We start from the raw sequence: 25,574 nt of genomic DNA on the forward strand, positions 1-25,574 counted from the left end.
CTTGGAAGCAGCCTGATCATGCGCGATACACAAGCCCGCTCTTGATTCTGCCCGTAGGGCGTAGGAGCGAACTTGTTCGCGAACTGCCGGGGACCGGCAGCCAAACCAGCGACCTCGGTTGTGCCTGATGTACCGTAAGTAACGGTTTCACTATCGGTTCCCGACAGTTCGCGAACAAGCTCGCTCCCACGCCCTCCGGGCAGAAGCCGCATTTCCGGGCTCGGCACAGAGAGTATCGCTACGCCCCCGGCACCAGCCGTAAAACCCTTGGAAGCAGCCTGATCGTGCGCGATACACAAGCCCGCTCTTGATTCTGCCCGTAGGGCGTAGGAGCGAGCTTGCTCGCGAACTGCCGGGGACCGGCAGCCAAACCAGCGACCTCGGTTGTGCCTGATGTACCGTACGTGACGGTTTCACTGTCGGTTCCCGACAGTTCGCGAGCAAGCTCGCTCCCACGCCCTCCGGGCAGAAGCGCCATTTCCGGGCCCGCGCAGAGAGTATCGCTACGCCCCCGGCGCCAGCCGCAAAACGCCTGGAAGCAGCCTGATCATGCGCGATACACAAGCCCGCTCTTGATTCTGCCCGTAGGGCGTAGATACTCTGTTCGCTCCCACGCCCTCCGGGCAGAAGCGCCATTTCCGGGCCCGCGCAGAGAGTATCGCTACGCCCCCGGCACCAACCGTAAAACCCCTTCCGTATGCTCGGCAATGTCCTTCTCGCTGAAGCGCTGTGGCAGGTATTCGCCGTTCACGAATGCCTTGGCCTGATCGGAGTAGTGCTTGTCGAAGGGCACGCCGCTTTGTCCTACCGGGTTTATCCCCAGGCTGTGCGCCGGGTCGGCGAAGTCGATCAGGCGGCGGGTCGAGGGGCCGTAGCCGACTGGCCACGGGGCGGGGCGGATGCTCGACGACAGGTTGTTCGGCACTTCGTGCGTACCCGGCGCTGCGTAAGGGCCGACGTTGAAAATCATGTCCAGCGGCTTTTGCGAACCCAGCGGATGGCCTTGAGTCAGGGTATGCGCCTTGCCCCACACCCATTCATCCGGGTTGGTGCCGTACAGCGACCTCAAATGCGAAACAGTTGCGCGCCAGGCCACCTTGACGGTGTTGGCACGGCTTTCTTCGTGGGGTGAATTGCGATTGTTCCACCACGGCGAATCAGCATCGGCGGTCAGGCGCGGCAGGGCGGCGTCCAGCACGCGGGTCGACAGCAGGGTTTCAAACATCGCGTCGCCCAATTCGTCGTGAAAGGTCTCTTCGGTCAGGTCGAACAGGAACTGATTGAACAGCGTGGCACCCACCGAATCGACGGGATAATCACCTTTCCAGCTGGCCAGTCGCTCCACGAGTGCCCGTTCGTCCGGGTCGCTGACAACGCTGCGCAGTACCGGAATCAATGGCCTGAGAATGCTCGGTGCATAGTCGGTCTGCGTGCCCAGTTGCAGCGCTTTGCTGGCGGCCAAGTCCCACTTGATGCTGGAGTCACTCAGTTGCCGGTTCAGCTCCTGGCCACGTTCGGCCGGGTTGTAGTAACCGGGAATCTGCATGCCGGTCGGCGACAGCGGCTGGAAGTTGGCTGACACGATGTAGCCACGCTCCGGGTTTTCTTCGTGTGGGTTGGCGCTGAACGGGTAAAAGCCGAGCTTATCGGCCTGCGCCGTGCTGCCATCCAGAATGAAGGCAGGGTCGACGCCTTCCGGCCTGATCGGCAATTGCGCCGCAGCCCACCAGCCGATATCGCCTTTGGCGTTGGCCCAGACAATGTTGAGGCCCGGCGACTGAATCTTCTCGGCTGCGCTACGCATCTTGTCCAGTGTATCGGCGCGGTTGGCCTCGTAGAAACCGTCCAGCACCGGGTTGGCAGACGCCAGAAACGACCACCACATCGCGATAGGTGTCTTGCCGGCGTTCTTGCCCATCACGTTATTGACGATAGGGCCGTGCGGCGACTCCAGCAGCGTCAGTGTGACCGGGGCCTGGCCTTTGACGGCGATCTGCTGCTCGGAGCGTTTCATGTCCGTCCATTGCCCGTGGTACCAAACCTGATTCGGGTTCTGCGGATTGGTCTTCTCGGCAATCAGGTCCACGTCATCGTTCTGGAACATGGTCAGGCTCCAGCCGAAATCCATGTTGTGGCCCAGCAACGCGAACGGGTTGAGTGCAGGAAAGTGCCCGTACAGCTCGAAGCCCGGCGCAGACAGCTGCGCTTCGTACCATATCGAAGGCACCGAGAAGCGTATGTGCGGGTCACCCGCCAGGATCGGCTTGCCGCTTTGCGTGCGGCTGCCGGAAATCACCCAGGCGTTGCTGCCTTCGAATTGCGGCAGGCCAGCGTCTTCAAGCGCCTTGTGACTCAACTGCGCTAGCTGATTCAGGCCCTTCCAGTCAGCGTCGGCCAGCGCCGGTTTCGAGTCGAGCATGCCGTCTGGGTGCCAGTCCAGGTCGAAAACTTTTAAGTACTCCGGCCCAAGCTGATCGCGCACATAGGTCAGCAGCGGCTCGGTTCTGAACGCCGCGGCAAAACTGTAAGCCAGATAGCCGGCGATGCTGACCGTATCCTCTGTGGTGAAGCGCCGTCTGGGAATGCCCAGCGCGTCGAACTCCATGGGCCTTGCGTGGGTATCCTGATACTGGTTGATGCCGTCGATGTAGGCTTCCAGCGCTTTCCAGGTGAGGGTGTTCTTGTCCTGGTGTGCGACATACGCATCCGCATGTTCACGAATGCGCAGGCTGCGAAACAGCTTGTCGGTCTCGAGCAGATTCGGCCCCAGTACCTCTGCCAGCTCACCGCGTGCCAGGCGACGCAGCATTTCCATCTGGAACAGCCGGTCCTGAGCATGGGCATAGCCGAGCGCGCGGTAAAGGTCGGCTTCGTTCTCGGCGCGGATGTGCGGCACGCCACGCTCGTCGTAGCGCAGGGTGACGGGGGCCTGAAGACGGCTCATGGCGATCTCGCCGTCACGTACCGGCAGTTTGCTATTTACGTACCAGCCCGCGCCACCCGCAAGCAGGGCGAAGATGATGGCTAGAATGAAGAGGCTGCGTTTCATCCGGTTTCTCTGTAAATGGCGTAGGCGGGAATTAAGACTATCGTTGTGACGCAGTTGATTCGATGAAACCCGATACAAGAGCCCGTTCGAAACGGCTTCAGGGCGAATTCGGGCAGGTGAGCTCGCGAGCATCGCCCAGTGTGCAGACAGCAATGTGCACGTTCAATGACAGATGTCTGCGATTACAGCCGCTTAGCTTGCCATGCCGGGGCAGACAGAAGAATATCGTTACACAACTTTACGAGTCATTTGTTGAAATCTGGAAACCACATGTCCGTCACGTTCGACCCCGATAACCTGCGTGCCAGCCTGCTGCCGCTGAGCGTTATTGATCCGCTTTCCATGGAGGGACTGGCCTATCAGCGCTTCTACGGTCTTGCCGGACTGTGTGGCGAAAACGTCATACGCAGCTGGCTGGGGCGCCTCGATGTGGCGGGCTATGAGGTGGTCGGGCAGGTCTGGCTGCCAGACAATCCGGTCGCCACGCTGTTTCTGTTTCACGGCTTCTATGACCACATGGGCCTGTACCGGCATGTGATCGAGTGGGCTCTGGAGCAGGGCTTTGCCGTGATCGCCTGCGACCTGCCGGGGCATGGGCTGTCGAGCGGCAGTCGCGCCTGTATCAATGACTTCGCCGAATACCAACTGGTGTTGCAACGCCTGCTGCTCGAAGCTGAAGGCCTTGGGCTGCCGCACCCCTGGCACCTGTGCGGACAGAGCATGGGTGGTGCCATCGTGACGGATCACCTGCTTCATCAGGGGGCAGACTCGCCGGCGCAGGGGGAGGTGATCCTGCTGGCGCCGCTGGTCCGGCCGCGCGCTTGGGGCTGGTCGCGTCTGAGTTATCACCTGCTCAGACCGTTTGTGAACGGCATTGCCCGCCGTTTCACCGAAAACTCCAATGCGCCCGCGTTCCTGCCTTTTCTGATGGCCGATCCGTTACAGCCGCTGCGACTGCCCACGGCCTGGGTCGGCGCGCTGGCGCAATGGATCGTGCGTGTTGAAAGCGCGCCGCGCAGTCTGCGCAGCCCGCTGATCATTCAGGGTGAGGCGGACATGACGGTCGACTGGTCGCACAATCTGGCGATCCTGAAAGACAAGTTCAGCCAGCCGCAGATTCTGATGCTCGGGCATGCCCGGCATCATCTGGCCAACGAAACGCCAGAGCTGCGGGCTCGGTACTTTGATTTTCTGAAAGGGCGACTTCGTTAGACTTTTTCAGCCTTGCCGGCCTGCAGCGCTTTTACCTGTCGGCGCAGGCGATAGTTTTCAAGGGCCAGTACGACGAGCATCAGTGCCCCAAACACGGCAAAGGCATCCTGCCCCAGAGAACTCCAGAACAGCCAGGCGAAAAAGGCCATTACGATACCGGTGGCGAGCAAAGCCAATGAGTCTTTCATACGATGGTGTCCATTCCTTTGACCTCAGGCGCTTGAAGGCCTGAACGGTTTTTACTGTCCGGGATTGAGGCTCGACGCACTCTGTCCGACGGCCAGCCCGGCACGAATCGCGGCCAGAGCGGCCTGGTAATAGGCTTTGCCTTCCGGCGACTCGGCGAAGGTCGAGAATTCTTCGAGCTCAGGGTCCGACAGGTCGCGATAGACGTACAGCAGCGTGTTGTTCAGATCAGCACTCATCTGCGCCATCAGGCGCTCGCGCTGGCCTTCGAGCATGCCCTGCGCCTGGCCTCCACCGAGCAGGCCGGGAATCATCTGGCTCAGGCTGTCTGCGGCAACGCCTGCGATGGCAAGGCTGACTTCCGCGCCGGCCTCTCTGGCAGGCAGCGCCTGGGCCAGATGGCCGATCAACAACTGACGCGTCGCGTCCGCTTCGATATGCGGCAGCCCCTGGGCATGTTTGGCCAGCTGATCGGCGCGGGTGGCGGTCAGCTCGGCATTGACGATCTTGCGGCCCAGCGGTGACTGGAAAAACTGCAGCGACGGGGCCGGGTCCTTGAGGCTTTCACGCAGGCGCTTCGAGGCGCGCTGGTCCATGGCCTGGGGGGCGAAACGCTGATTGCTGTTGTTGACCAGCGCTTGATAAACCGCGGGCGGCAGGTTGTTGCTGTAACGCTGTTGGGCAGCCTTGAGGGCATCGTTGAAATGCGCGCGCTGTTCCGGCCAGCCTGCAGACTTGTACAACTGATCGTAGCTGTCTGCCCAGGCAGGTGAGGTGCAGAACATCAACAGCAAAACAAACAAACGACGCATTGGGGACTCCTGTCGGCAGGCCGCTATTCTCCCGGTGTTGGCGTGGATTTGTCGAGTTATGAGTGGCTTCGGTGAATGAAATCTCATGCGTGTGATGCCGCCTGTATAAGCCTCTGTCCGATTTCAGGGCTTATGGATACTATGCACGCCATGCGCATACCCTCTGACCACCCACTGCTGTTACGAATCGTCGACGATCTGGCCGCCAACGGCTGGTCGCAGCAGAATATTTTCCTGCCCGAAGCTCTGACTCTGGAACTTGAGCAAGAGTGCCGCAAACGTGCGGCCGAAGGCGAGCTCGAGCCTGCCGCGATTGGCAAGGGAACCGCGCTGGAAATACGCGAGGGGATTCGTGGCGACCGCATTCAGTGGCTCGAGCCGGGGCAGGTGCAGTGCTGCGACCGCTATCTCGAGCTGATGGACAGTTTGCGTCAGGCGCTCAATCGCGGCCTTTTCCTTGGGCTGGAAGATTACGAAAGCCATTTCGCGCTGTATCCGCCGGGTGCCCGCTACCTCAGGCATGTGGACCGATTCCGCGATGACGACAGGCGCATGGTGTCGGCGGTGCTCTACCTCAATAACGCCTGGCTGCCCGAGCACGGCGGTCAGTTGCGCATGTACCTCAAGGACGAGGTGGCTTACGACGTTCAGCCTACGGGCGGCTGCCTGGTGGTCTTTCTGTCCGGCGAAATTCCCCATGAAGTCATGCCCGCCAGTCGTGATCGCCTGTCACTGACGGGGTGGTTCAGACGCCGGGGCAACGAGCTGTTCCAGTAACCTGCGGGCTGCGTTCATGAAAACAGTTTCATCAACGTAATGAGCCATTGAGCCGGACTGCGGTCTATCGTGAGCACTCCTGAACCGACGGATTCGTCGTGTGAGGGTCGACTTACGCCAACTGCAGCCGGAGCAATCATGAAATCCTTATTTTCTGGAACGATGGTCGCCGGCCTGTTGCTCAGCGCATCCATGCTGGCCAGCGCCGCCGATATACCACGCACCGCAGCCCCTGAAGGCGCCGAGGTGTACATCATCTCGCCCAAGGACGGTGAAACGGTCACTTCACCGTTCAAGGTGCAATTCGGCCTCAAGGGCATGGGCGTCGCGCCTGCGGGTGTCGATGTTCCCGAGACCGGTCACCATCACCTGCTGATCGACGTGAAGGACCAGCCGTCGATGAATGCACCGCTGCCGGTCAGCGACAACATCCGCCACTTCGGCAAGGGCCAGACCGAAACCGAAATCAACCTGCCGCCGGGCCAGCACACCCTGCAATTGCTGATGGGCGACAAAGGCCACATGCCGCTGAACCCTTCGGTCGAGTCGAAGAAGATCACCATCAATGTGAAGTAGGTATTTGATTTCACGTGCCGGGGTTTGGCGCAGAGCGTCACGAACGGCATTCCCACGCTGGAGCGCTCATCGTTATACACAAGTCCGCTTTTGATTCTGGCCGAAGGCCGTGGGAGCGACCGGGGCGGCGATCCGCATTGTTCGCGAAGGGGCCCATGTAGTCGAAGAAGATGCATCGTTTGACGCACCGTCTTCGCGAACAAGTTCGCTCCTACAAAAGCCTGAGAGCCACGTTTTACGAGCTCTTCAGGACTTGTGTGTGACGATGAGCTGCGCTCTGATCAGAACAACACGCGGCTGCGGATGGTGCCTTTGATCTGTTGCAGCTTGGCCTGGGCGAGGTCGGAGTATTCGGCGTCGACGTCGATGACCACGTAGCCGACTTTCTCGTTGGTCTGCAGGAACTGACCGGAGATGTTGATACCGTTTTCGGCGAAGACCTTGTTGATCTCGCTGAGCACGCCCGGGATGTTTTCGTGGATGTGCAGCAGGCGATGCTTGCCAGGGTGCGCAGGCAGCGCCACTTCCGGGAAGTTGACCGAGGACACCGACGTACCGTTGTCGCTGTATTTGACCAGTTTTTCCGCCACTTCCAGACCGATGTTGGCCTGCGCTTCGGCAGTCGAGCCACCGATGTGCGGCGTCAGGATCACGTTGTCCAGACCGCGCAGCGGGCTTTCGAAGATGTCGTCGTTCGAACGCGGCTCGACCGGGAACACGTCGATGGCTGCGCCGATCAGGTGCTTGTCTTTGATGGCGTCAGCCAGTGCGTCCAGCTCGACCACGGTGCCGCGCGCGGCGTTGATCAGGATGCTGCCCTTTTTCATCGCGCGGATTTCTTTTTCGCCGATCATCCACTGGGTTTCCGAGGTTTCCGGAACGTGCAGGGTGACGATATCGGACATGCCCAGCAGCTCGTTCAGGCTCGACACCTGAGTGGCGTTGCCCAGCGGCAGTTTGGTCAGCGTGTCGTAGAAGTACACCTGCATGCCCAGACCTTCGGCCAGCACCGACAGCTGCGTACCGATCGAACCGTAACCGATGATGCCCAGCTTCTTGCCACGGATCTCGAAGGAATTGGCCGCGCTTTTGATCCAGCCGCCACGGTGGCAGGATGCGTTCTTCTCGGGGATACCGCGCAGCAGCAGGATGGCTTCGGCCAGCACCAGTTCGGCGACCGAACGGGTATTGGAGTAGGGCGCATTGAACACTGCGATACCGCGCTCGCGCGCCGCGTTCAGGTCAACCTGGTTGGTGCCGATGCAGAAGCAGCCGACCGCAACCAGTTTCTTGGCGCAATCGAACAGCTCTTCGGTCAGCTGAGTACGGGAGCGGATACCGATGAAATGGGCGTCGGCGATCTTTTCTTTCAGTTCGGCTTCCGGCAGAGACTTGGTGTGGTACTCGATGCTGGTGTAACCGGCTGCCTTGAGGACGTCGACAGCGGATTGGTGGACGCCTTCGAGAAGAAGGAACTTGATCTTGCTCTTGTCGAGGGAAGTCTTGCTCATCTGCGTAAACCTGTGTCCCGAAGAAAATTGGCAGGGGGTGGCCGGATCGGCTCTGGGCACGACTCGCGGGGGGCGTATGCTAGCATATGAGCCCCGCGAAACCTCATCCCGAACGTGAACCGTTCTCAGGATGCCCATGAATCGTTCGAGAGTTGATTCAATGACCGATCGCGTTTTGATTGATGAGCTGCAGACCCTGGTTGACCCTGGCAAGGTACTCACTGATGCCGGTTCTCTGGAGACTTACGGCAAGGACTGGACCAAGCAGTTCACCCCTGCGCCACTGGCCATCGTATTCCCCAAGACCACCGAACAGGTGCAGGCCATCGTACGCTGGGCCAATGAGCGGCTCGTCGCGCTGGTGCCCTCGGGTGGACGCACCGGGCTTTCGGCAGCTGCGGTGGCCGCCAACGGTGAAGTGGTCGTCTCGTTCGATTACATGAACCAGGTGCTGGATCTGAACCTCACCGACCGCACGGCGGTTTGTCAGCCTGGCGTGATCACCCGGCAATTGCAGGCGCTGGCTGAAGAAAACGGTCTTTATTACCCGGTCGACTTCGCTTCTTCGGGCTCCAGCCAGATCGGCGGCAATATCGGCACCAATGCAGGCGGCATCAAGGTCATTCGCTACGGCATGACGCGCAATTGGGTCGCTGGCCTCAAAGTGGTCACCGGCAAGGGCGACCTGCTGGAGCTGAACAAGGACCTGATCAAGAACGCCACCGGCTACGATTTGCGCCAGTTGTTCATCGGTGCCGAAGGTACGCTGGGCTTTGTCGTCGAAGCGACCATGCGCCTCGACCGTGCGCCGAAGAACCTCACCGCGATGGTGCTGGGCACTTCCGACTTCAACTCGATCATGCCGGTGCTGCATGCCTTTCACGGCAAGCTCGACCTGACCGCCTTCGAATTCTTCTCGGACAAATCCTTCGCCCGCGTCATGGCGCGCGGTGATGTGCCGTCGCCTTTCGACACGCCGTGCCCGTTCTACGTGTTACTGGAGTTCGAAGCGACCACCGAAGACCTCGCCGATCAGGCCCTGGCGACTTTCGAGCACTGCGTCGAGCAGGGTTGGGTGCTGGACGGCGTGATGAGCCAGAGCGAACAGCAATTACGCAACCTGTGGAAGCTGCGCGAGTACATCTCCGAAACCATCTCGCATTTCACGCCGTACAAAAACGATATCTCGGTCACTGTCTCGAAAGTGCCGGAGTTTCTGGCTGAAATCGATGCCATCGTTGCCGAACACTACCCGGACTTCGAAGTGCTGTGGTACGGCCATATTGGCGACGGCAACCTGCACCTGAACATCCTCAAGCCCGAGGGCCTCGACAAGGACGAGTTCTTCGTCAAATGCGCCCGGGTCAACAAGTGGGTGTTCGAGACTGTTGAAAAGTACAACGGCTCGATTTCGGCCGAGCACGGCGTCGGGATGACCAAGCGTGACTATTTGACGTACAGTCGCTCGCCGGTCGAAATCGAATACATGAAGGCATTGAAAGCGGTGTTCGATCCCAACTGGATCATGAATCCCGGCAAAATCTTCGCCATTTGATCCGTCGCAACCATTTGATCCGTCGCAACAATAAGCAGGCTACCTCTTACAGCCTCAGGAGACGTCATGAGCTACCAGCACAAATATGTCGATGGCACCAACATTCACTTCCCGCTGGGTAAAGTGGTCTGCATCGGGCGTAACTACGCCGAACACGCCAAGGAACTGGGCAACGCGGTGCCTACCGAGCCGCTGCTGTTCATGAAACCCGGCAGCGCGGTGGTTGCGCTGGAGGGTGGCTTCACCATCCCGGCAGACCGCGGTTCGGTGCATTACGAAGCCGAGATCGTGGTGTTGATCGGCAAGCCCCTGAGCAAGAGCCCGTCGCGTGAAGAGGTGCTCGACGCGATCAGCGGCTTTGCACCTGGTCTGGACCTGACGCTGCGTGACGTCCAGTCTCGTCTGCGTGAGAAAGGCCTGCCGTGGGAGCTGGCCAAGTGTTTCGACGGCGCTGCGGTGATCCCGCCGTTCGTGCCCGCCGAGACCTTCCCGGATCTGGAGGACATCGGTATCCGCCTGACCCTCAATGGCAAGGTGGTTCAGGACGGCAACAGCAACATGATGCTCAACCCGATCGTGCCGATGATCCAGCACATGGCAGCCAACTTCTCGCTGCAGGCCGGCGACCTGATCATGACCGGCACGCCTGCCGGTGTCGGGCCGTTTGAAGCCGGCGACCAGATCGCGCTGGAACTGGTCGGGCAGACGCCTTTCGAGAGCGTCGTCAGGTAAGCCGACAGTCTTTCAGGCAGCGCCCAAAGCCACACGGGATCACTCTCGGGTGGCTTTTGTTTGTGGGGTGACTGATAGTCCAGTCGGTTTTGCGTTTTTTTCACACCTGTTCTGGATAATCCGGCCGTCCCTGCAAGGGCACCACGTCGTCATGAAGTCTCATTTGCTCAGGAACACATGAATGGCCAGTACTGCCGCAACGCCGCCTCGTACCAAAAAACGCTTCGCTTATCTGCGCAACATGCGTTGGTATTCGTGGTTGTTAGTGGTTGCTTTGCTGGGCTATGGGCTGGCGTTCATCATGCATTGGGATGACCGCGCGCTGCTCTGGTTTCAGGAGCGGTTCGAGAGCAAGGCAGGCCGTCACGCCAGCATCTGGCTGCCGGACTACCACGTGGATATCGACGCCAAGGTGCTGCCCGGCATGGAAAAGGACGAGGCGTCGGACCTGTCCTATAACCCGGTGACCAAAACGCTGTTTGCGGTCATGGGCAAAAATGCGTTTCTGGTGGAGCTGACGCTCACGGGCGATGTACTGCGCAAGATCCCGTTGGTGGGCTGGAGCAATCCGGAAGGCGTTGCCGTCATGAACGATGGCCTGATTGCGATCACTGACGAGCGCCAGCACAAGCTGACCATCGTTAAAGTGAATGCCGACACCACCACCCTGAACATCGCGGATTTCCCCCAGTATGAACTCGGCAAGTCCGCCAACCAGAACAAGGGCTACGAAGGCATCGCGTGGGACCCACAGCGTCAGCAGCTGATACTGGGCGAGGAGCGACCTCCCGCGCTGTATACGTGGAAAAGTGATGGCAGTGACGTGCTGACAGGCGACAAGCAGCCGCTATCAAGTCGCTCGCTGGACATGCGCAATCTGTCCTCGCTGAGCATCGACCCGCGCACGGGCCACATGCTCGCGCTGTCTGCCGATTCGCACATGTTGCTGGAAGTCGACGAGCAAGGCGAGCAGGTGAGCTTCATGACATTGTTGGGCGGCATGAACGGTTTGAAGGATACAATTCCGCGCGCAGAAGGCGTGGCCCTCGATGAGGCCGGTACGCTGTACATGGTCAGCGAACCGAACCTGTTCTATTCGTTTCACAGGGCGCTTCACAAGCACTGAGCCAGGACGGCCGCTACACAGGTCGCCGATACACATTCGGCAAACATATAGCACCATGCCATTAAGCTTGCTTTCAGGATGGCATGGTATCAATCCCGTCCGCTCAATCTGTCCGAGTCACCCTTCATGCGTCGCTCTACTCGCTCTTTAGTTCTGCTTCTGGCCCTTGTACCCCTGATCGTCGTGTTCGTGATCGCCAATCAGCGATACCGCTATGTTGAAAGCGCCCTGTTCGACTGGCAGGTGTTCTGGCAGTCCGACTCGCTTCAGTCCATTGGTCTGGATCAGTACCGCGTCGTCACCGAAGCACAGGTGATCGACGGGCTGCAGGATGATGTCTCGGGCCTGAGCTACGACCCGGACCGCAAGAGCCTGTTTACGGTGACCAATCAGAACCCCGAACTGGTCGAGCTGAGCCTGGACGGTCGTGTGCTGCGGCGCATTCCGCTGGTGGGTTTCGGTGATGCAGAGGCCGTCGAATACATCAGCCCGGGCACTTACGTGATCAGCGATGAGCGTCGGCTCCGGCTGATTCAGATTCACGTCGATGACAACACCAAAAGTCTGGACGCCGCCCAGGCAGAACAATTGACGCTGGGCATCACCGCCAGCGGCAACAAGGGCTATGAAGGGCTGGCCTATGATTCGGTGGGCAAGCGCCTGTTTGTCGCCCGGGAGCGTGATCCGGTGCAGATCATCGAGGTGCGCGGCTTTCCCAAGACCAACACCGAGGCTCCCGGCAATCTGCAGGTCATCTCCAACAGCAAGCGCGATGGCCGACTGTCGGTTCGTGACCTCTCCAGCCTGCAATTCGATGAGACCAGCGGCCATTTGCTGGCGTTGTCCGATGAGTCGAAGCGCATTCTCGAACTCGACACCAGTGGTCATCCGATTGGCAGCGGCTCGCTGGCAAAAGGGGCGATGGGGCTGAGCAAGGACGTGCCGCAGGCTGAAGGGATGGCCATGGATGCTGAAGGGGCGTTGTATCTGGTGAGCGAGCCGAACCTGTTTTACGTGTTCCGCAAGCCTTGAGCCTGTGAGGGTCATGCCCACCTTGCGTGGGCACGACCGGTTTTATCAGCGCGTCAGGGTTTTCACGCCGTCGTTGGTGCCCAGCAGCAACAGGTCGGCCGGCCGGGCGGCGAACAGGCCGTTGGTAACCACGCCGACGATAGCGTTGATCTGCGCTTCCAGCTCCACCGGGTTGGTAATGCTCATGTTGTGCACATCAATGATGATGTTGCCGTTGTCGGTCAGAACACCTTCGCGATAAACCGGGTCGCCGCCCAGTTTCACCAGTTGTCGCGCAACGTGGCTGCGGGCCATCGGAATGACTTCGACCGGCAGCGGGAACGCGCCCAGCACTGGTACCAGCTTGCTGCCGTCGGCGATGCAGATGAAAGTCTTGGCCACCGCCGCGACGATTTTCTCGCGAGTCAGTGCCGCGCCGCCGCCCTTGATCAGGTTCAGGTGCTCGTCGCTTTCGTCGGCGCCGTCGACATAGAACTCCAGATCGCTGACCGTGTTCAGCTCATAGACCGGAATGCCATGCGCCTTCAGGCGCGCCGCAGTGGCTTGCGAGCTGGCGACAGCGCCGTCAAACGCGGCCTTGTGCTTGGCCAACGCGTCGATGAAGCAGTTGGCCGTGGAGCCGGTGCCGACGCCCACAATGCTTTTGTCATCGAGCTTCGGAAGGATGAAGTCGACAGCTGCCTGAGCGACTGCCTGTTTGAGTTGATCTTGGGTCATGCGGGCTCCACGGTGCCTGATGTAGGTAGAAGAGGGGGATGCAAAAAGGCCCGCATTATAGCGGCGACTGCGCCGCAAAGCCCTGTCATTCGTATGGTCGTCTTTCGGTGCGCAGAGTAGACTTCCCGACCTTGCCCGCTTCGTCAGTGATGCCACCCCGATGCTTGAACAGTACGTCAAGAAAATCCTCACCTCGCGCGTCTACGACGTTGCCATCGAAACGCCGCTGCAAGGCGCTCGCCAGCTGTCCGAACGGCTGGGCAATCAGGTGCTGCTCAAGCGCGAAGATCTGCAGCCGGTGTTCTCGTTCAAGATTCGTGGCGCGTACAACAAGCTCGCGCAATTGCCCGCAGAGCAGACCGCACGGGGCGTGGTGACGGCCTCGGCGGGCAATCATGCCCAGGGCCTGGCGCTGGCGGCACGTGAGCTTGGGATCAAGGCGACCATCGTCATGCCGCGCACCACGCCGGAGATCAAGGTCGAGGGTGTGCGCTCGCGGGGTGCCACCGTGGTGCTGCACGGCGATTCCTTCCCGGAAGCGCTGGCCTACTCGCTGAAGCTGGTCGACGAACAAGGCTTCGTCTACATCCATCCATATGACGACCCCGACACCATCGCCGGGCAAGGCACGGTGGCGATGGAGATCCTTCGTCAGCAGCCGGGCCAGCTGGATGCGATCTTCGTCCCGGTCGGGGGTGGCGGTCTGATTGCCGGTATCGCGGCCTATGTGAAATACCTGCGCCCGGAGATCAAGATCATTGGCGTCGAGCCGGACGATTCCAACTGCCTGCAGGCGGCGATGGCTGCTGGTGAGCGCGTGGTGCTGAGCCAGGTCGGGCTGTTTGCCGATGGCGTGGCGGTCGCGCAGATCGGCCATCACACCTTTGAAGTGTGCCGCTATTATGTCGATGAAGTGATCACCGTCAGCACCGACGAAATCTGCGCGGCGATCAAGGACATCTACGACGACACCCGTTCGATCACCGAGCCGTCCGGCGCGCTGGGCGTGGCCGGGATCAAGAAGTATGTCGAGCAACGCGGCGTCAGCGGCCAGACGCTGGTGGCGATCGATTCAGGGGCCAACGTCAACTTCGACCGTTTGCGCCACGTGGCCGAACGTGCAGAGCTGGGCGAAGGTCGCGAGGCGATCATTGCCGTGACCATCCCCGAGCAACCGGGCAGCTTCAAGGCATTCTGCGAGGCTATCGGCAAGCGGCAGATCACCGAATTCAACTACCGCTACCACACCGACCGCGAGGCGCACATCTTCGTCGGCGTGCAGACCCATCCCGAGAACGACCCGCGCAGCGCCCTGATCGCCAGCCTGACCGAACAGGGCTTCCCGGTGCTGGACCTGACCGACAACGAACTGGCCAAACTGCACATCCGCCACATGGTTGGCGGGCATGCCGAGCGGGTCAATGATGAAGTGGTGCTGCGCTTCGAGTTCCCGGAACGACCGGGCGCGCTGTTCAACTTCCTCAACCGCCTGGGCGGTCGCTGGACCATCTCGATGTTCCACTACCGCAACCACGGCGCAGCCGATGGCCGGGTGGTTGCCGGGCTGGTAGTGCCGGAGGATGAGCGGCATCTGGTCGGCGCTGCACTGGATGAGATCGGTTACCGGTATTGGGACGAAAGCGAGAACCCGGCGTACAGGCTGTTTCTGGGCTAAGGCCGTGGATATCTCTCGTTCCTCACGCTCCGCGTCACAAGAGGACGCAGAGCGTCCAGACCGGCATCCCCACCGGAGCATGGGCACCATAGCGCTTAAGGCGCGAACCTGGTGTTCACACTGCTAAACTCACCCAAGCCCGATTCCAGAGGAACACCGCGTCATGGAACCCATCACCACCCTCAATACCTTGCACATCGTCGCCACCGCGTTGTTGTTGATCAGCGCGCTGGTGTTGGCCAGCGGGGTGGTCAAGGTGCGTCTTGAAGGCGACACGACCGTGCAGAATCGCCTGCTCAAGCGGCCGTTGCTGTTTTTCTGGGTGTTGATGGCCGTGTGTCTGGCGACGCTGCCGTTCAGTGGCTGGTGGCTGGTGCATTTGAAAGGCCTGTCACTGGGCCAGACCTGGGTGCTGGGCAGCAGCGTGCTTTACACCCTGGGGCTGTGCAGTTGGGTCTGGCTGGTGGCCAGGCTCAATCGGTTGCGTCTTGGTGCCAAAGGTGGCAAGCGCGGCTTTACCCTGGCGCTGACGGTGATCAGCGTCGTGTGTTTCGTGGCGATGGCCGGTCTGACGGGCTTCAAACCGGCCTGAGTATTGCCAGCACTCAGTGACGCAGGGTAATCACCGGCCAGCCGCGGCGCTCGGCTTCGGCACGTAATTTATCGTCCGGATCGACCGCAACCGGATTGGCCACCTGCTCCAGCAGAGGCAGGTCGTTCATCGAGTCACTGTAGAAATAGCTGTCTTCGAGGCTGAACGCGTTGTCTTCCAGCCACTGATTGAGGCGTGTCACCTTGCCTTCACGGAAGCAGGGCACACCTGTGGTGCGGCCGGTATAGCGGCCGTCAGCCATCTCGCATTCGGTCGCCAGCAGGGTATCGATCCCCAGTTGCGCCACGATAGGTGCCGTCACAAAGCGGTTAGTGGCGGTGATCACCACCAGCTTGTCACCGGCCTCGCGGTGTTTGGCGATCAATTCCAGCGCCTTGGGCAGCATCATCGGTTCGATGCAGTCACGCATGAACTCGCGATGCCACTGCGCAAGCTGCGCCATGTCAGTGTTGCCCAGAATCTCCAGAGTAAAATTCAGGTAGTCGGTCATGTTCAGCGTGCCGGCCAGGTAATCCTGATAGAACTCGTCGTTGCGGGTTTTGTAGGTCGCGGCATCAAGGATCCCGCGCCGGCACAGGTAATCGCCCCAGGCGTGATCGCTGTCGCCGCCCAGAAGGGTGTTGTCGAGGTCGAATAAAGCCAGGCGCATAGGGTTACTCGCTGAAATAGTTGAAAAAAGAGCCCCAGAATACGAGGTTTTCACAAGTCTTCACATAAGGTGATAAGCCTCGTTGCTGGTTTGATCGCCTTTGTGGAACAATGCGGCGACATGCGTTTGCGAGGTTGTTGCCGTGATCGACCCCGATGGTTTCCGTCCTAATGTCGGGATTATTCTGACAAACGATGCTGGTCAGGTCCTATGGGCTCGGCGTATTAACCAGGATGCCTGGCAGTTTCCTCAAGGGGGTATCAACCCGCAGGAGACGCCGGAAGACGCGCTTTATCGCGAATTGAATGAAGAAGTCGGTCTGGAACGACATGATGTGCAAATACTTGCCTGCACTCGGGGCTGGTTGCGCTATCGTCTGCCGCAAAGACTGGTCCGTACTCACAGCCAGCCGCTGTGTATCGGTCAGAAGCAAAAATGGTTTCTCCTGCGCCTGATCTCCAACGAGCAGCGGGTGCGGATGGATTTGACCGGTAAACCGGAGTTCGATGGCTGGCGCTGGGTCAGCTATTGGTATCCGTTAGGCCAGGTGGTGACATTCAAGCGCGAGGTGTATCGACGCGCACTCAAAGAGCTTGCCCCGCGCCTCTTATCGCGCGACTGACACGGAGTTCGACCCCGAGCCATGCTCAATACGCTGCGCAAGATCGTCCAGGAAGTTAACTCCGCCAAGGATCTCAAGGCGGCGTTGGGCATTATTGTGTTGCGCGTCAAGGAGGCCATGGGCAGCCAGGTCTGCTCGGTCTACCTGCTCGATGCCGAGGTCAACCGCTTTGTCCTGATGGCCTCCGAAGGCCTCAACAAACGCTCCATCGGCAAAGTCAGCATGGCGCCGAATGAAGGCCTGGTCGGTCTGGTCGGTACGCGCGAAGAACCACTGAATCTCGAAAACGCCGCAGATCACCCTCGTTATCGCTATTTCGCCGAAACCGGTGAAGAACGCTACGCCTCGTTCCTGGGCGCGCCGATCATTCACCACCGGCGCGTGGTCGGCGTATTGGTCATCCAGCAAAAGGAGCGCCGTCAGTTCGACGAGGGCGAAGAAGCCTTCCTGGTCACCATGAGCGCGCAACTGGCGGGCGTTATCGCGCATGCCGAAGCGACCGGCTCGATCCGCGGTCTGGGTCGTCAGGGCAAGGGCATTCAGGAAGCCAAGTTCGTCGGTGTCGCCGGTTCGCCGGGTGCTGCGGTCGGTGTCGCCGTGGTCATGCTGCCGCCTGCCGATCTGGAAGTGGTCCCCGACAAGACCGTCACTGACATCGCCGCCGAACTGGCGTTGTTCCAGAACGCGCTGGAAGGCGTACGCGGTGACATGCGCACCCTGTCAGCCAAGCTGGCCACCCAGTTGCGTCCCGAAGAGCGGGCGCTGTTCGATGTCTACCTGATGATGCTCGACGACGCCTCGCTGGGCAGCGAAGTGACCGACGTCATCAAGACCGGCCAATGGGCACAGGGCGCCTTGCGCTCGGTGGTCAGTGAGCACGTCAAACGTTTCGAACTGATGGACGATGCCTACCTGCGCGAGCGGGCGTCGGACGTCAAGGACCTGGGCCGCCGTCTGCTGGCCTATCTCCAGGAAGCGCGGCAACAGGCGCTGGTCTATCCCGACAACACGATTCTGGTGAGTGAAGAGCTGACCCCGGCCATGCTCGGCGAGGTGCCGGAAGGCAAACTGGTCGGCCTTGTATCGGTTCAGGGTTCCGGCAACTCCCACGTTGCAATTCTGGCGCGGGCCATGGGCATTCCCACGGTCATGGGCCTGGTGGACTTCCCATACTCCAAGGTCGATGGCATCAATCTGGTGGTCGACGGCTATCATGGCGAAGTCTTTACCAACCCTAGCGAAATCATGCGCAAGCAGTTCGGCAAGGTGGTGGAGGAGGAGCGTCAGCTCTCTCAGGGCCTGGATGCCCTGCGCGAATTGCCTTGCGTCACCCTCGACGGGCATCGCATGCCGCTGTGGGTCAACACCGGCCTGCTGGCCGACGTGGCGCGGGCGCAACAGCGTGGCGCCGAAGGGGTGGGCCTGTACCGCACCGAAGTGCCGTTCATGATCAACCAGCGCTTCCCGAGTGAAAAGGAACAGCTGGCGATCTACCGCGAGCAACTGGCCGCCTTCCACCCACTGCCGGTGACCATGCGCAGCCTGGACATCGGTGGCGACAAGTCGCTGTCCTACTTCCCGATCAAGGAAGACAACCCGTTCCTCGGCTGGCGCGGTATTCGCGTCACCCTCGACCACCCGGAAATCTTCCTGGTCCAGACCCGCGCCATGCTCAAGGCCAGCGAGGGCCTGAACAACCTGCGCATTCTGTTGCCGATGATCTCCAGCACCCACGAAGTGGAAGAAGCGCTGCACCTGATCCACCGCGCCTGGGGCGAGGTGCGCGACGAAGGCACTGACGTACCGATGCCGCCGGTGGGCGTCATGATCGAAGTGCCGGCGGCGGTCTACCAGACCCGCGACCTGGCGCGTCAGGTGGACTTCCTCTCGGTCGGCTCCAACGACCTGACCCAGTACCTGCTCGCGGTCGACCGCAACAACCCGCGTGTGGCCGATCTCTATGATTACCTGCACCCGGCAGTGCTTCAGGCGCTGCAAAGCGTTGTGCGTGACGCGCATGCCGAGGGCAAGCCGGTAAGCATCTGCGGCGAAATGGCGGGTGACCCGGCAGCAGCGGTGCTGTTGATGGCGATGGGCTTCGACAGCCTGTCTATGAACGCCACCAACCTGCCGAAAGTGAAGTGGATGCTGCGCCAGATCAACCTCAGCAAGGCCAAGGAACTGCTTGCGCAACTGATGACCAACGACAACCCGCAAGTCATCAGCAGCTCCCTGCAACTGGCACTGAAAAACCTCGGCCTGTCGCGGATGATCAACCCGAGCTCGGTCAAAGGGCACTAAGCGCTACTAATGCTTTCGTGAGCAAGCTCACTCCCACAGTGGTACACATTGTCCTCGTAGGAGCGAACTTGTTCGCGAAGAGGCCGGTACAGACTCCGGGAAATGGGCCGTTTGGGCTATTGCCTTCGTGAGCAAGCTCACTCCCACAGGGAGTACACATGCCCCCGTAGGAGCGAACTTGTTCGCGAAGAGGCCGGTACAGGCTTCGGGAAATGGGCCGTTTGGGCTATTGCCTTCGTGAGCAAGCTCACTCCCACAGGGAGTACACATTGCCCCCCCCGGTGGGAGCGAGCTTGCTCGCGAAGGCAGACTGACTGCTTAGTAAATATTCAGCTGCTGCACCTACCTCTTCGTGAGCAAGCTTACACACACGCCTGTTTCAAGACCGGACGCAGAGCGTCCAGAACGGCGCTACCACGCGGAGCGTGGGAACGATAACCATACCCAGGCCTTACGGCTGGACACATCAATCGCATCTTTTTTCACTTCGTTCAGGCGGCTTCCATCGGTCGCCGCTAGAGCATCCTGCCGGGCTCCGGTAACATGCGCGCCTGATTCAGTCGCTCGCAAGGGCGTTCCAATTGAGGAGTCGCAATGCTGCCTTACCCGCAGATTGACCCGGTAGCCGTCGCTATCGGCCCGCTGCAAATTCACTGGTACGGGTTGATGTACCTGGTCGGTATCGGCGGCGCCTGGCTGCTTGCGTCGCGTCGTCTGAACAAGTTCGACCCGACCTGGACCAAGGAAAAACTCTCCGACCTGATTTTCTGGCTGGCCATGGGCGTGATTGTCGGTGGGCGGCTGGGCTACGTGCTGTTCTATGACCTGTCGGCCTACATCGCCAATCCGCTGCTGATCTTCGAGGTCTGGAAGGGTGGCATGGCGTTCCACGGCGGCTTTGTCGGCGTAATGATCGCGGCCTGGTGGTTTGGCAAGCGCAACGGCAAAAGCTTCTTCCAGCTGATGGACTTCGTCGCCCCGCTGGTGCCGATCGGCCTGGGTGCCGGGCGTATCGGCAACTTCATCAATGCCGAGTTGTGGGGCAAGCCGACCGATGTGCCGTGGGCCATGGTCTTCCCGCCGTTTAGCGACCCGGCGCAACTGGCGCGTCATCCCTCGCAGCTGTATCAGTTCGCGCTGGAAGGCGTTGCGCTGTTCATCATCCTCAATCTCTACGCCCGCAAGCCGCGTCCGACCATGGCCGTTTCCGGCATGTTCGCGCTGTTCTACGGGATCTTCCGCTTTGTGGTCGAGTTCGTCCGCGTCCCTGACGCCCAGTTGGGTTACCTGGCGTGGGGCTGGGTGACCATGGGGCAGATCCTCAGCCTGCCGATGATCATCGCCGGCCTGTTCCTGATCTGGCTGGCCTACAAGCGCGACCCGTCCGCCAGCAAAGCAGCGGTCTAACACCGAAACGCCGGGTGACAGCGCCCGGCGCGTTCAACAATGCAGGTGATTTATGAAGCAATATCTGGAACTGGTCGCTCATGTGATCAAGCACGGGACCTTGCAAGCCAACCGTACCGGCGTGAACACCATCAGCTTTCCGGGTGCGATGCTGCGTTATGACTTGCAGGAAGGTTTTCCGGCGATCACCACACGGCGCATGGCCTTCAAATCGGCCATCGGCGAGATGGTCGGCTTTTTGCGTGGCGTAAACAACGCCGCCGAATTCCGCGAACTGGGCTGCAAGGTCTGGGATCAGAACGCCAACGAAAACGCTCAGTGGCTGAACAACCCGTTCCGCAAGGGCGAGGACGATCTGGGTGAAATCTATGGCGTGCAATGGCGCAAGTGGCCAGCCTACAAGCGTATCGATGCCGGCAATGTCGCAGCCATCGAACTGGCGCTGGGCCAGGGGTATCGTCAGATTGCCGAGTCCGAAGAAGACGGCCAGTCTTTCGTGGTCCTGTACAAGGCCATCGACCAGATTCGCCAGTGCGTCGACACCATCATCAACGACCCAGGCAGCCGGCGGATCCTGTTCCACGGCTGGAACTGCGCACAGCTCGATGAAATGGCCCTGCCGCCGTGCCACCTGCTGTACCAGCTGCACCCGAACCCGCAAACCCGCGAAATCTCGCTGACGCTGTACATCCGCTCCAACGATCTGGGCCTCGGTACGCCGTTCAACCTGACCGAAGGCGCCGCGCTGCTCAGCCTGATCGGCCGCCTGACCGGCTACACGCCGCGCTGGTTCACCTACTTCATCGGCGACGCCCACGTGTACGAAAACCACCTGGACATGCTCAACGAACAGATGACCCGCGAGCCGTACCCGATGCCGAAACTGGTGATCTCCGACCGCGTGCCCGAGTTTGCCAAGACCGGCGTGTACCAGCCTGAGTGGCTGGAGTTGATCGAGCCTTCGGACTTCACCCTGGAAGGCTACCAGCACCACCCGGCAATGACGGCGCCGATGGCGGTTTGAGTCCGTACGAGAGCGAATTGAGCGTTGTGCTATAGTTTTGGCGTAAGTCCCCTGACCCTGTTCAATGGAATCGACTATGTTTTTCAATCGGATTGGACATCGTAGTGATACGAAGAAGGCTGAAGACGCGGCCCTCATGCAGGCAATCAAGAGCATCGACACTCTTGTGGTAAGGGGTGGTCGCATGTCCATGGACGCCAAAGAAATCGAAGGTTTGGTTCGCTCCTCCCGCGATAAGGCTAAAAAACTGGTCACTCCGCAAGCCGAATCCTGATAAATGGCTTTTTTACTTCTGCTGCCACTACTCGTCAGCGGCTTTTTGGTGTGCCTGAAGGATCCCACCGTTTATTGCAGGCTGCATCGCTATGAAGGCCAGATGCTTTACTTCCTGGTGGGGCGGTATGGTATCTACTGTTTTTTAGCGGCCATGTTTGTTACCGCAGCCCTTGCAGGCCTGTTCTCGCATGATTGGGGTGTGTTTTGCCCAAAATGGGCCCAAACGACGGACGCGACCTCGCCAGTCTGTTTTGCCGTGAACACCGATTTCATGGGCGCTTTAGGTCAAATGGGGCAGGACTTCGACATCACTGGCAGGAATTTTAGCCAGGTGGGCGTGTTCCTTGCCCTGTCGGGTTTACTGACCTTGGCGATGCCAAGCCTCGGAGCTTTTCTTACTGTCAGGATTCTCAAGTGGCAACTGGGCGCGGGTAAAAAAGAAGAAATTGCGGTCTATCTGCTGGGTCAGTCTGTAGATCACAGCCCTATCTGCTCGACGCTTTTCGATGCATTTGTCGACAAGGAAGAAGTGATGATCACGATGGCGGATCGAAAGGTCTACGTCGGTTACATCATGGACGTCGGAGCCCCTACCGAAGTGACGGGTGTGAATCAGGAGATTCTGCTTATCCCGACCGTCAGTGGCTATCGGGACAAGGACACCCTGAAAGTGGTGTACACGACCGATTACCCAAGTGATACACCGCTCAGGCCTATTGGTTTTCGGCAGGAAAATATCGTCTCGATCAGCATCTTCAGCGAGGAGGTACGCGAAGCGTTCAAGCGCGTTGATTCTGAGCGGGCGGGTGAAGAGTCAGCGAAAGAGAAAGCTGCCAAGGATCAGCTCGTCAAGGCGATCACTGAGCTTGTGGCGGTGGTGCAGGCCGCGCAGCGCTGAACCAGAGGTCTCAAACCCGTCTCAATGCCCATGACTCCTCCCCACATGTGAAGGCTCGCCCTCTGGCGCTGCCACAGCCCCCGTCACTTCCAGCCTTTCCAGTATCGCGCAATGTTCTGTCGTGCCATCACTGCAGCGGCGGCGCAGGTCGAGCAGTTGTTCCTGGAGCGCCTGTAGGCTCGCGACGCGGGCATTGACGTGTTCGATGTGCTCGTCGATCAGGGCGTTGACGTTTTCGCACTGATCCTGCGGACTGTCGCGCAGGTTGAGCAGGTTGCGGATTTCTTCGAGGGTCATGTCCAGGCTGCGGCAATTGCGGATGAACGACAGGCGCTCCATGTGCACCTGGGTATACAGCCGGTAATTGCCGTCACTGCGGGCAGGGGCGGGCAGCAGGCCTTCGCGTTCGTAATAGCGGATGGTTTCGACCTGGGTGTCGGTCAGTTTTGCCAGTTCGCCGATTTTCATTTCGACTCATCTCGTTTGAGTGCTTGACCCTATAGTGGCTACAGGGTGTTCACTTGGCAACAAGCAGAATCCTGGAGCCACAACGAATGGGCACGACGATCAAGAATTCCCCCGCAAATGACCACGATCATGACCATGATCACGACGAGCACGCGCACGAGCAAAAGCCCGTGGAGCATGCCCATTCGTGCTGCTCCAGCGATGCACAGCCCGCTGTAGTGACCTTTGGCGAAGCGTCTGCAGCGGGTGGTCGTCTGAGCAGCTTCCGTATCGAGGCGATGGATTGCCCCACCGAGCAGACGCTGATCCAGAACAAGCTGGGCAAGCTGGCCGGTGTGCAGAAGCTGGAATTCAACCTGATCAACCGCATGTTGGGCGTCTGGCATGACCTGCCGTCCACCGACCCGATTCGTGAGGCCATCAGTTCGCTAGGCATGCAGGCCGAGCCGGTCGAGGCGGGTGCAGCGTCTACCGAATCGGCGCCGGTGGTGAAGAAACACTGGTGGCCGCTGGCGTTGTCCGGCGTTGCGGCGCTGGGTGCAGAGGTGGTCCATTTTGCATCGCTCGGCCCGACCTGGGTGGTTGCCTTGCTGGCACTGCTGTCGATCTTCAGTTGCGGGCTGACGACCTATAAGAAGGGCTGGATCGCACTCAAGAACTTCAACCTGAACATCAATGCACTGATGAGCATCGCGGTGACCGGCGCCATTTTGATCGGTCAGTGGCCGGAAGCGGCGATGGTGATGTTCCTGTTTACCATTGCTGAGTTGATCGAAGCCAAGTCCCTGGACCGTGCGCGCAATGCGATCAGTGGCCTGATGCAACTGACGCCTGAGCTTGCCACCGTCAAGCAGGCGGATGGCAGTTGGCAGGAAGTCGAAGCCAAAAGCGTCGAACTGGAGGCTATCGTCCGGATAAAGCCCGGCGAGCGTGTCGGGCTTGACGGTGAGGTGGTGTCTGGCAGCTCGACGATTGATCAGGCATCGATTACCGGTGAAAGCCTGCCAGTGGAGAAGACTGTCGGCGACAAGGTTTTCGCGGGCACCATCAACCAGGCCGGTTCGCTGGAATACCGCGTCACCGCCGCTGCGAACAACTCGACGCTGGCGCGCATCATTCATGCGGTGGAAGCGGCGCAGGGTTCGCGTGCGCCGACCCAGCGCTTTGTCGACAGCTTTTCCCGTATCTATACACCAGTGGTGTTCGTCGTTGCGTTGGCATTGGCGTTGGTCGCGCCGCTGTTCTTCGGTGGCGAATGGTATGACTGGATCTACCGGGCGCTGGTGCTGCTGGTGGTGGCCTGCCCATGTGCGCTGGTGATTTCCACGCCGGTGACCATCGTCAGCGGTCTGGCTGCGGCGGCGCGCAAAGGTATCTTGATCAAGGGTGGCGTTTATCTGGAAATGGGCGAAAAGCTCGATTACCTGGCGCTTGATAAAACCGGCACGCTGACCCACGGCAAGCCGGTGCAGACTGATTATGTGCCTTTGAACCCTGCTGTCTCCGATAGCGCGCCGGGGATTGCCGCAAGCCTCGCCGGGCGTTCGGATCACCCGGTTTCCCAAGCGATTGCCAAGGCCGCCGATGGCAGCCTGACGCTGTATGAAGTCAGTGCGTTCGAGGCATTGGGTGGGCGCGGTGTGAAAGGCGAGATCAATGGCCAGATGTATCACTTGGGCAACCATCGCCTGGTGGAAGAACTGGGCCTGTGTTCGCCGGAGCTGGAAGCCAGGCTCGATGCGCTGGAAATGCAGGGCAAGACCGTGGTGCTGTTGCTCGATGCCTCTGGCCCGATTGCGCTGTTTGCCGTCGCCGATACGGTGAAGGAGACCAGCCGTGAAGCCATCGCCCAGTTGCACGAGTTGGGCATCAAGACGGTCATGCTGACGGGTGATAACCCGCACACGGCCAAGGCGATTGCCGATCAGGTTGGCATTGATGAAGCGCAGGGCAATCTGCTGCCTGCCGACAAGCTCAGTGCGATCGAAGCGCTTTACAGCCGCAATCACCGGGTAGGTATGGTGGGCGACGGTATCAATGATGCCCCTGCGCTGGCCCGTGCGGAGATTGGTTTCGCGATGGCCGCTGCAGGCACCGATACGGCTATCGAGACGGCAGATGTCGCCCTGATGGACGATGATCTGCGCAAGATACCAACGTTCATTGCGCTTTCACGCCGGACATCGGCCGTGCTGAAACAGAACATTGTGTTGGCCATTGTGACCAAGGTGCTGTTCATCGGCATCACCTTTGCGGGCCTGGCGACCATGTGGATGGCAGTGTTTGCCGACATGGGCGTGAGCTTGCTGGTGGTGTTCAACGGCTTGCGCTTGCTCAAGAAGTGATCAGGCGGGAA

Annotated in this window: 23 protein-coding genes; 16 read left to right on the forward strand and 7 right to left on the reverse strand. The window is 60.0% G+C overall.

The features are described 5' to 3' along the window. Positions 1–661: 661 nt before the first annotated feature. Positions 662–3,049 (reverse strand): penicillin acylase family protein, encoded by a 2,388-nt coding sequence (locus tag JOE34_RS07545; protein ID WP_010406588.1) that lies wholly within the window; start codon positions 3,047–3,049, stop codon positions 662–664. A 270-nt stretch (positions 3,050–3,319) separates the two neighbouring features. Between JOE34_RS07545 and JOE34_RS07550 the strand changes: the two genes are divergently transcribed. Next, complete coding sequence (locus JOE34_RS07550) at positions 3,320–4,261, forward strand: alpha/beta hydrolase (protein WP_161421830.1); 942 nt, start codon at positions 3,320–3,322, stop codon at positions 4,259–4,261. Here the strand turns inward: JOE34_RS07550 and JOE34_RS07555 are convergent. Together JOE34_RS07555 and JOE34_RS07560 are read right to left on the reverse strand one after the other, a co-directional pair. Then, positions 4,258–4,449: a hypothetical protein gene (locus tag JOE34_RS07555; protein WP_010406594.1), complete on the reverse strand. Its 192-nt coding sequence runs from the start codon at positions 4,447–4,449 to the stop codon at positions 4,258–4,260. The genes JOE34_RS07550 and JOE34_RS07555 overlap by 4 nt on opposite strands. A gap of 51 nt (positions 4,450–4,500) precedes the next feature. Next, a complete protein-coding gene (locus JOE34_RS07560; RefSeq protein WP_003372151.1) occupies positions 4,501–5,259 on the reverse strand; it encodes a DUF2059 domain-containing protein in 759 nt (252 codons plus the stop codon). 141 nt (positions 5,260–5,400) lie between these two features. Between JOE34_RS07560 and JOE34_RS07565 the strand changes: the two genes are divergently transcribed. Both JOE34_RS07565 and JOE34_RS07570 read left to right on the forward strand, forming a co-directional pair. Continuing rightward, positions 5,401–6,036 carry a 2OG-Fe(II) oxygenase gene (locus JOE34_RS07565; RefSeq protein WP_003316482.1) on the forward strand — a complete coding sequence of 212 codons (636 nt, stop codon included), beginning with the start codon at positions 5,401–5,403 and terminating at the stop codon, positions 6,034–6,036. Positions 6,037–6,174: 138 nt separating this feature from the next. Beyond that, positions 6,175–6,612: a DUF4399 domain-containing protein gene (locus tag JOE34_RS07570; protein WP_003420188.1), complete on the forward strand. Its 438-nt coding sequence runs from the start codon at positions 6,175–6,177 to the stop codon at positions 6,610–6,612. A 281-nt stretch (positions 6,613–6,893) separates the two neighbouring features. On the opposite strand, the gene serA is transcribed toward JOE34_RS07570, so the two are convergent. Beyond that, positions 6,894–8,123, reverse strand: a complete 1,230-nt coding sequence (gene serA / locus JOE34_RS07575) for a phosphoglycerate dehydrogenase (protein ID WP_002555754.1) — start codon at positions 8,121–8,123, stop codon at positions 6,894–6,896. 160 nt (positions 8,124–8,283) lie between these two features. Here serA and JOE34_RS07580 point away from each other — a divergent pair, with 160 nt between their 5' ends. From JOE34_RS07580 to JOE34_RS07595, 4 genes are all read left to right on the forward strand, one after another. Beyond that, the gene (locus JOE34_RS07580; protein ID WP_010406612.1) at positions 8,284–9,678 is read left to right on the forward strand and encodes an FAD-binding oxidoreductase; all 1,395 of its coding nucleotides are present in this window, start codon (positions 8,284–8,286) and stop codon (positions 9,676–9,678) included. Between the two features lie 66 nt (positions 9,679–9,744). Then, positions 9,745–10,410, forward strand: coding sequence for a fumarylacetoacetate hydrolase family protein (locus JOE34_RS07585; protein ID WP_003316478.1), 666 nt, complete (start codon positions 9,745–9,747; stop codon positions 10,408–10,410). A 181-nt stretch (positions 10,411–10,591) separates the two neighbouring features. Then, the gene (locus JOE34_RS07590; RefSeq protein ID WP_010406618.1) at positions 10,592–11,536 is read left to right on the forward strand and encodes an SdiA-regulated domain-containing protein; all 945 of its coding nucleotides are present in this window, start codon (positions 10,592–10,594) and stop codon (positions 11,534–11,536) included. A gap of 126 nt (positions 11,537–11,662) precedes the next feature. Further along, positions 11,663–12,568 (forward strand): SdiA-regulated domain-containing protein, encoded by a 906-nt coding sequence (locus tag JOE34_RS07595; protein WP_024661944.1) that lies wholly within the window; start codon positions 11,663–11,665, stop codon positions 12,566–12,568. Between the two features lie 45 nt (positions 12,569–12,613). On the opposite strand, the gene rpiA is transcribed toward JOE34_RS07595, so the two are convergent. Further along, positions 12,614–13,285: a ribose-5-phosphate isomerase RpiA gene (rpiA, locus tag JOE34_RS07600; protein WP_003396784.1), complete on the reverse strand. Its 672-nt coding sequence runs from the start codon at positions 13,283–13,285 to the stop codon at positions 12,614–12,616. 160 nt (positions 13,286–13,445) lie between these two features. Between rpiA and ilvA the strand changes: the two genes are divergently transcribed. Both ilvA and JOE34_RS07610 read left to right on the forward strand, forming a co-directional pair. Then, a complete protein-coding gene (gene ilvA / locus JOE34_RS07605) occupies positions 13,446–14,960 on the forward strand; it encodes a threonine ammonia-lyase, biosynthetic (protein ID WP_209995417.1) in 1,515 nt (504 codons plus the stop codon). Between the two features lie 163 nt (positions 14,961–15,123). After that, positions 15,124–15,552 (forward strand): DUF2269 family protein, encoded by a 429-nt coding sequence (locus tag JOE34_RS07610; protein ID WP_016569245.1) that lies wholly within the window; start codon positions 15,124–15,126, stop codon positions 15,550–15,552. A gap of 13 nt (positions 15,553–15,565) precedes the next feature. Here JOE34_RS07610 and JOE34_RS07615 read toward each other — a convergent pair whose 3' ends face one another. After that, complete coding sequence (locus tag JOE34_RS07615; RefSeq protein WP_058445901.1) at positions 15,566–16,222, reverse strand: HAD family hydrolase; 657 nt, start codon at positions 16,220–16,222, stop codon at positions 15,566–15,568. 142 nt (positions 16,223–16,364) lie between these two features. On the opposite strand from JOE34_RS07615, the gene JOE34_RS07620 reads away from it, so the two are divergent. The 6 genes from JOE34_RS07620 (at position 16,365) to JOE34_RS07645 (ending at position 22,750) form a co-directional block, all read left to right on the forward strand. After that, the gene (locus JOE34_RS07620; RefSeq protein WP_002555745.1) at positions 16,365–16,844 is read left to right on the forward strand and encodes an RNA pyrophosphohydrolase; all 480 of its coding nucleotides are present in this window, start codon (positions 16,365–16,367) and stop codon (positions 16,842–16,844) included. 21 nt (positions 16,845–16,865) lie between these two features. Beyond that, positions 16,866–19,145 (forward strand): phosphoenolpyruvate--protein phosphotransferase, encoded by a 2,280-nt coding sequence (ptsP, locus tag JOE34_RS07625; RefSeq protein WP_003427436.1) that lies wholly within the window; start codon positions 16,866–16,868, stop codon positions 19,143–19,145. A 594-nt stretch (positions 19,146–19,739) separates the two neighbouring features. Further along, entirely contained in the window at positions 19,740–20,552 is an 813-nt protein-coding gene (gene lgt, locus JOE34_RS07630; RefSeq protein WP_003343867.1) for a prolipoprotein diacylglyceryl transferase, read from the forward strand. 52 nt (positions 20,553–20,604) lie between these two features. Next, positions 20,605–21,576, forward strand: coding sequence for a thymidylate synthase (locus JOE34_RS07635; RefSeq protein ID WP_002555742.1), 972 nt, complete (start codon positions 20,605–20,607; stop codon positions 21,574–21,576). 76 nt (positions 21,577–21,652) lie between these two features. Beyond that, a complete protein-coding gene (locus JOE34_RS07640; RefSeq protein WP_003343866.1) occupies positions 21,653–21,850 on the forward strand; it encodes a hypothetical protein in 198 nt (65 codons plus the stop codon). 3 nt (positions 21,851–21,853) lie between these two features. Next, entirely contained in the window at positions 21,854–22,750 is an 897-nt protein-coding gene (locus JOE34_RS07645; RefSeq protein ID WP_010406052.1) for a hypothetical protein, read from the forward strand. Between the two features lie 21 nt (positions 22,751–22,771). Here the strand turns inward: JOE34_RS07645 and cadR are convergent, their stop codons facing one another. Beyond that, complete coding sequence (cadR, locus tag JOE34_RS07650) at positions 22,772–23,218, reverse strand: Cd(II)/Pb(II)-responsive transcriptional regulator (RefSeq protein WP_004415503.1); 447 nt, start codon at positions 23,216–23,218, stop codon at positions 22,772–22,774. Between the two features lie 86 nt (positions 23,219–23,304). Here cadR and JOE34_RS07655 point away from each other — a divergent pair, with 86 nt between their 5' ends. After that, positions 23,305–25,563, forward strand: a complete 2,259-nt coding sequence (locus tag JOE34_RS07655) for a heavy metal translocating P-type ATPase (RefSeq protein ID WP_209995419.1) — start codon at positions 23,305–23,307, stop codon at positions 25,561–25,563. Positions 25,564–25,574: the final 11 nt, after the last annotated feature.

Source organism: Pseudomonas sp. PvP028, assembly GCF_017832255.1.
GTDB classification, from domain to species: domain Bacteria; phylum Pseudomonadota; class Gammaproteobacteria; order Pseudomonadales; family Pseudomonadaceae; genus Aquipseudomonas; species Aquipseudomonas syringae.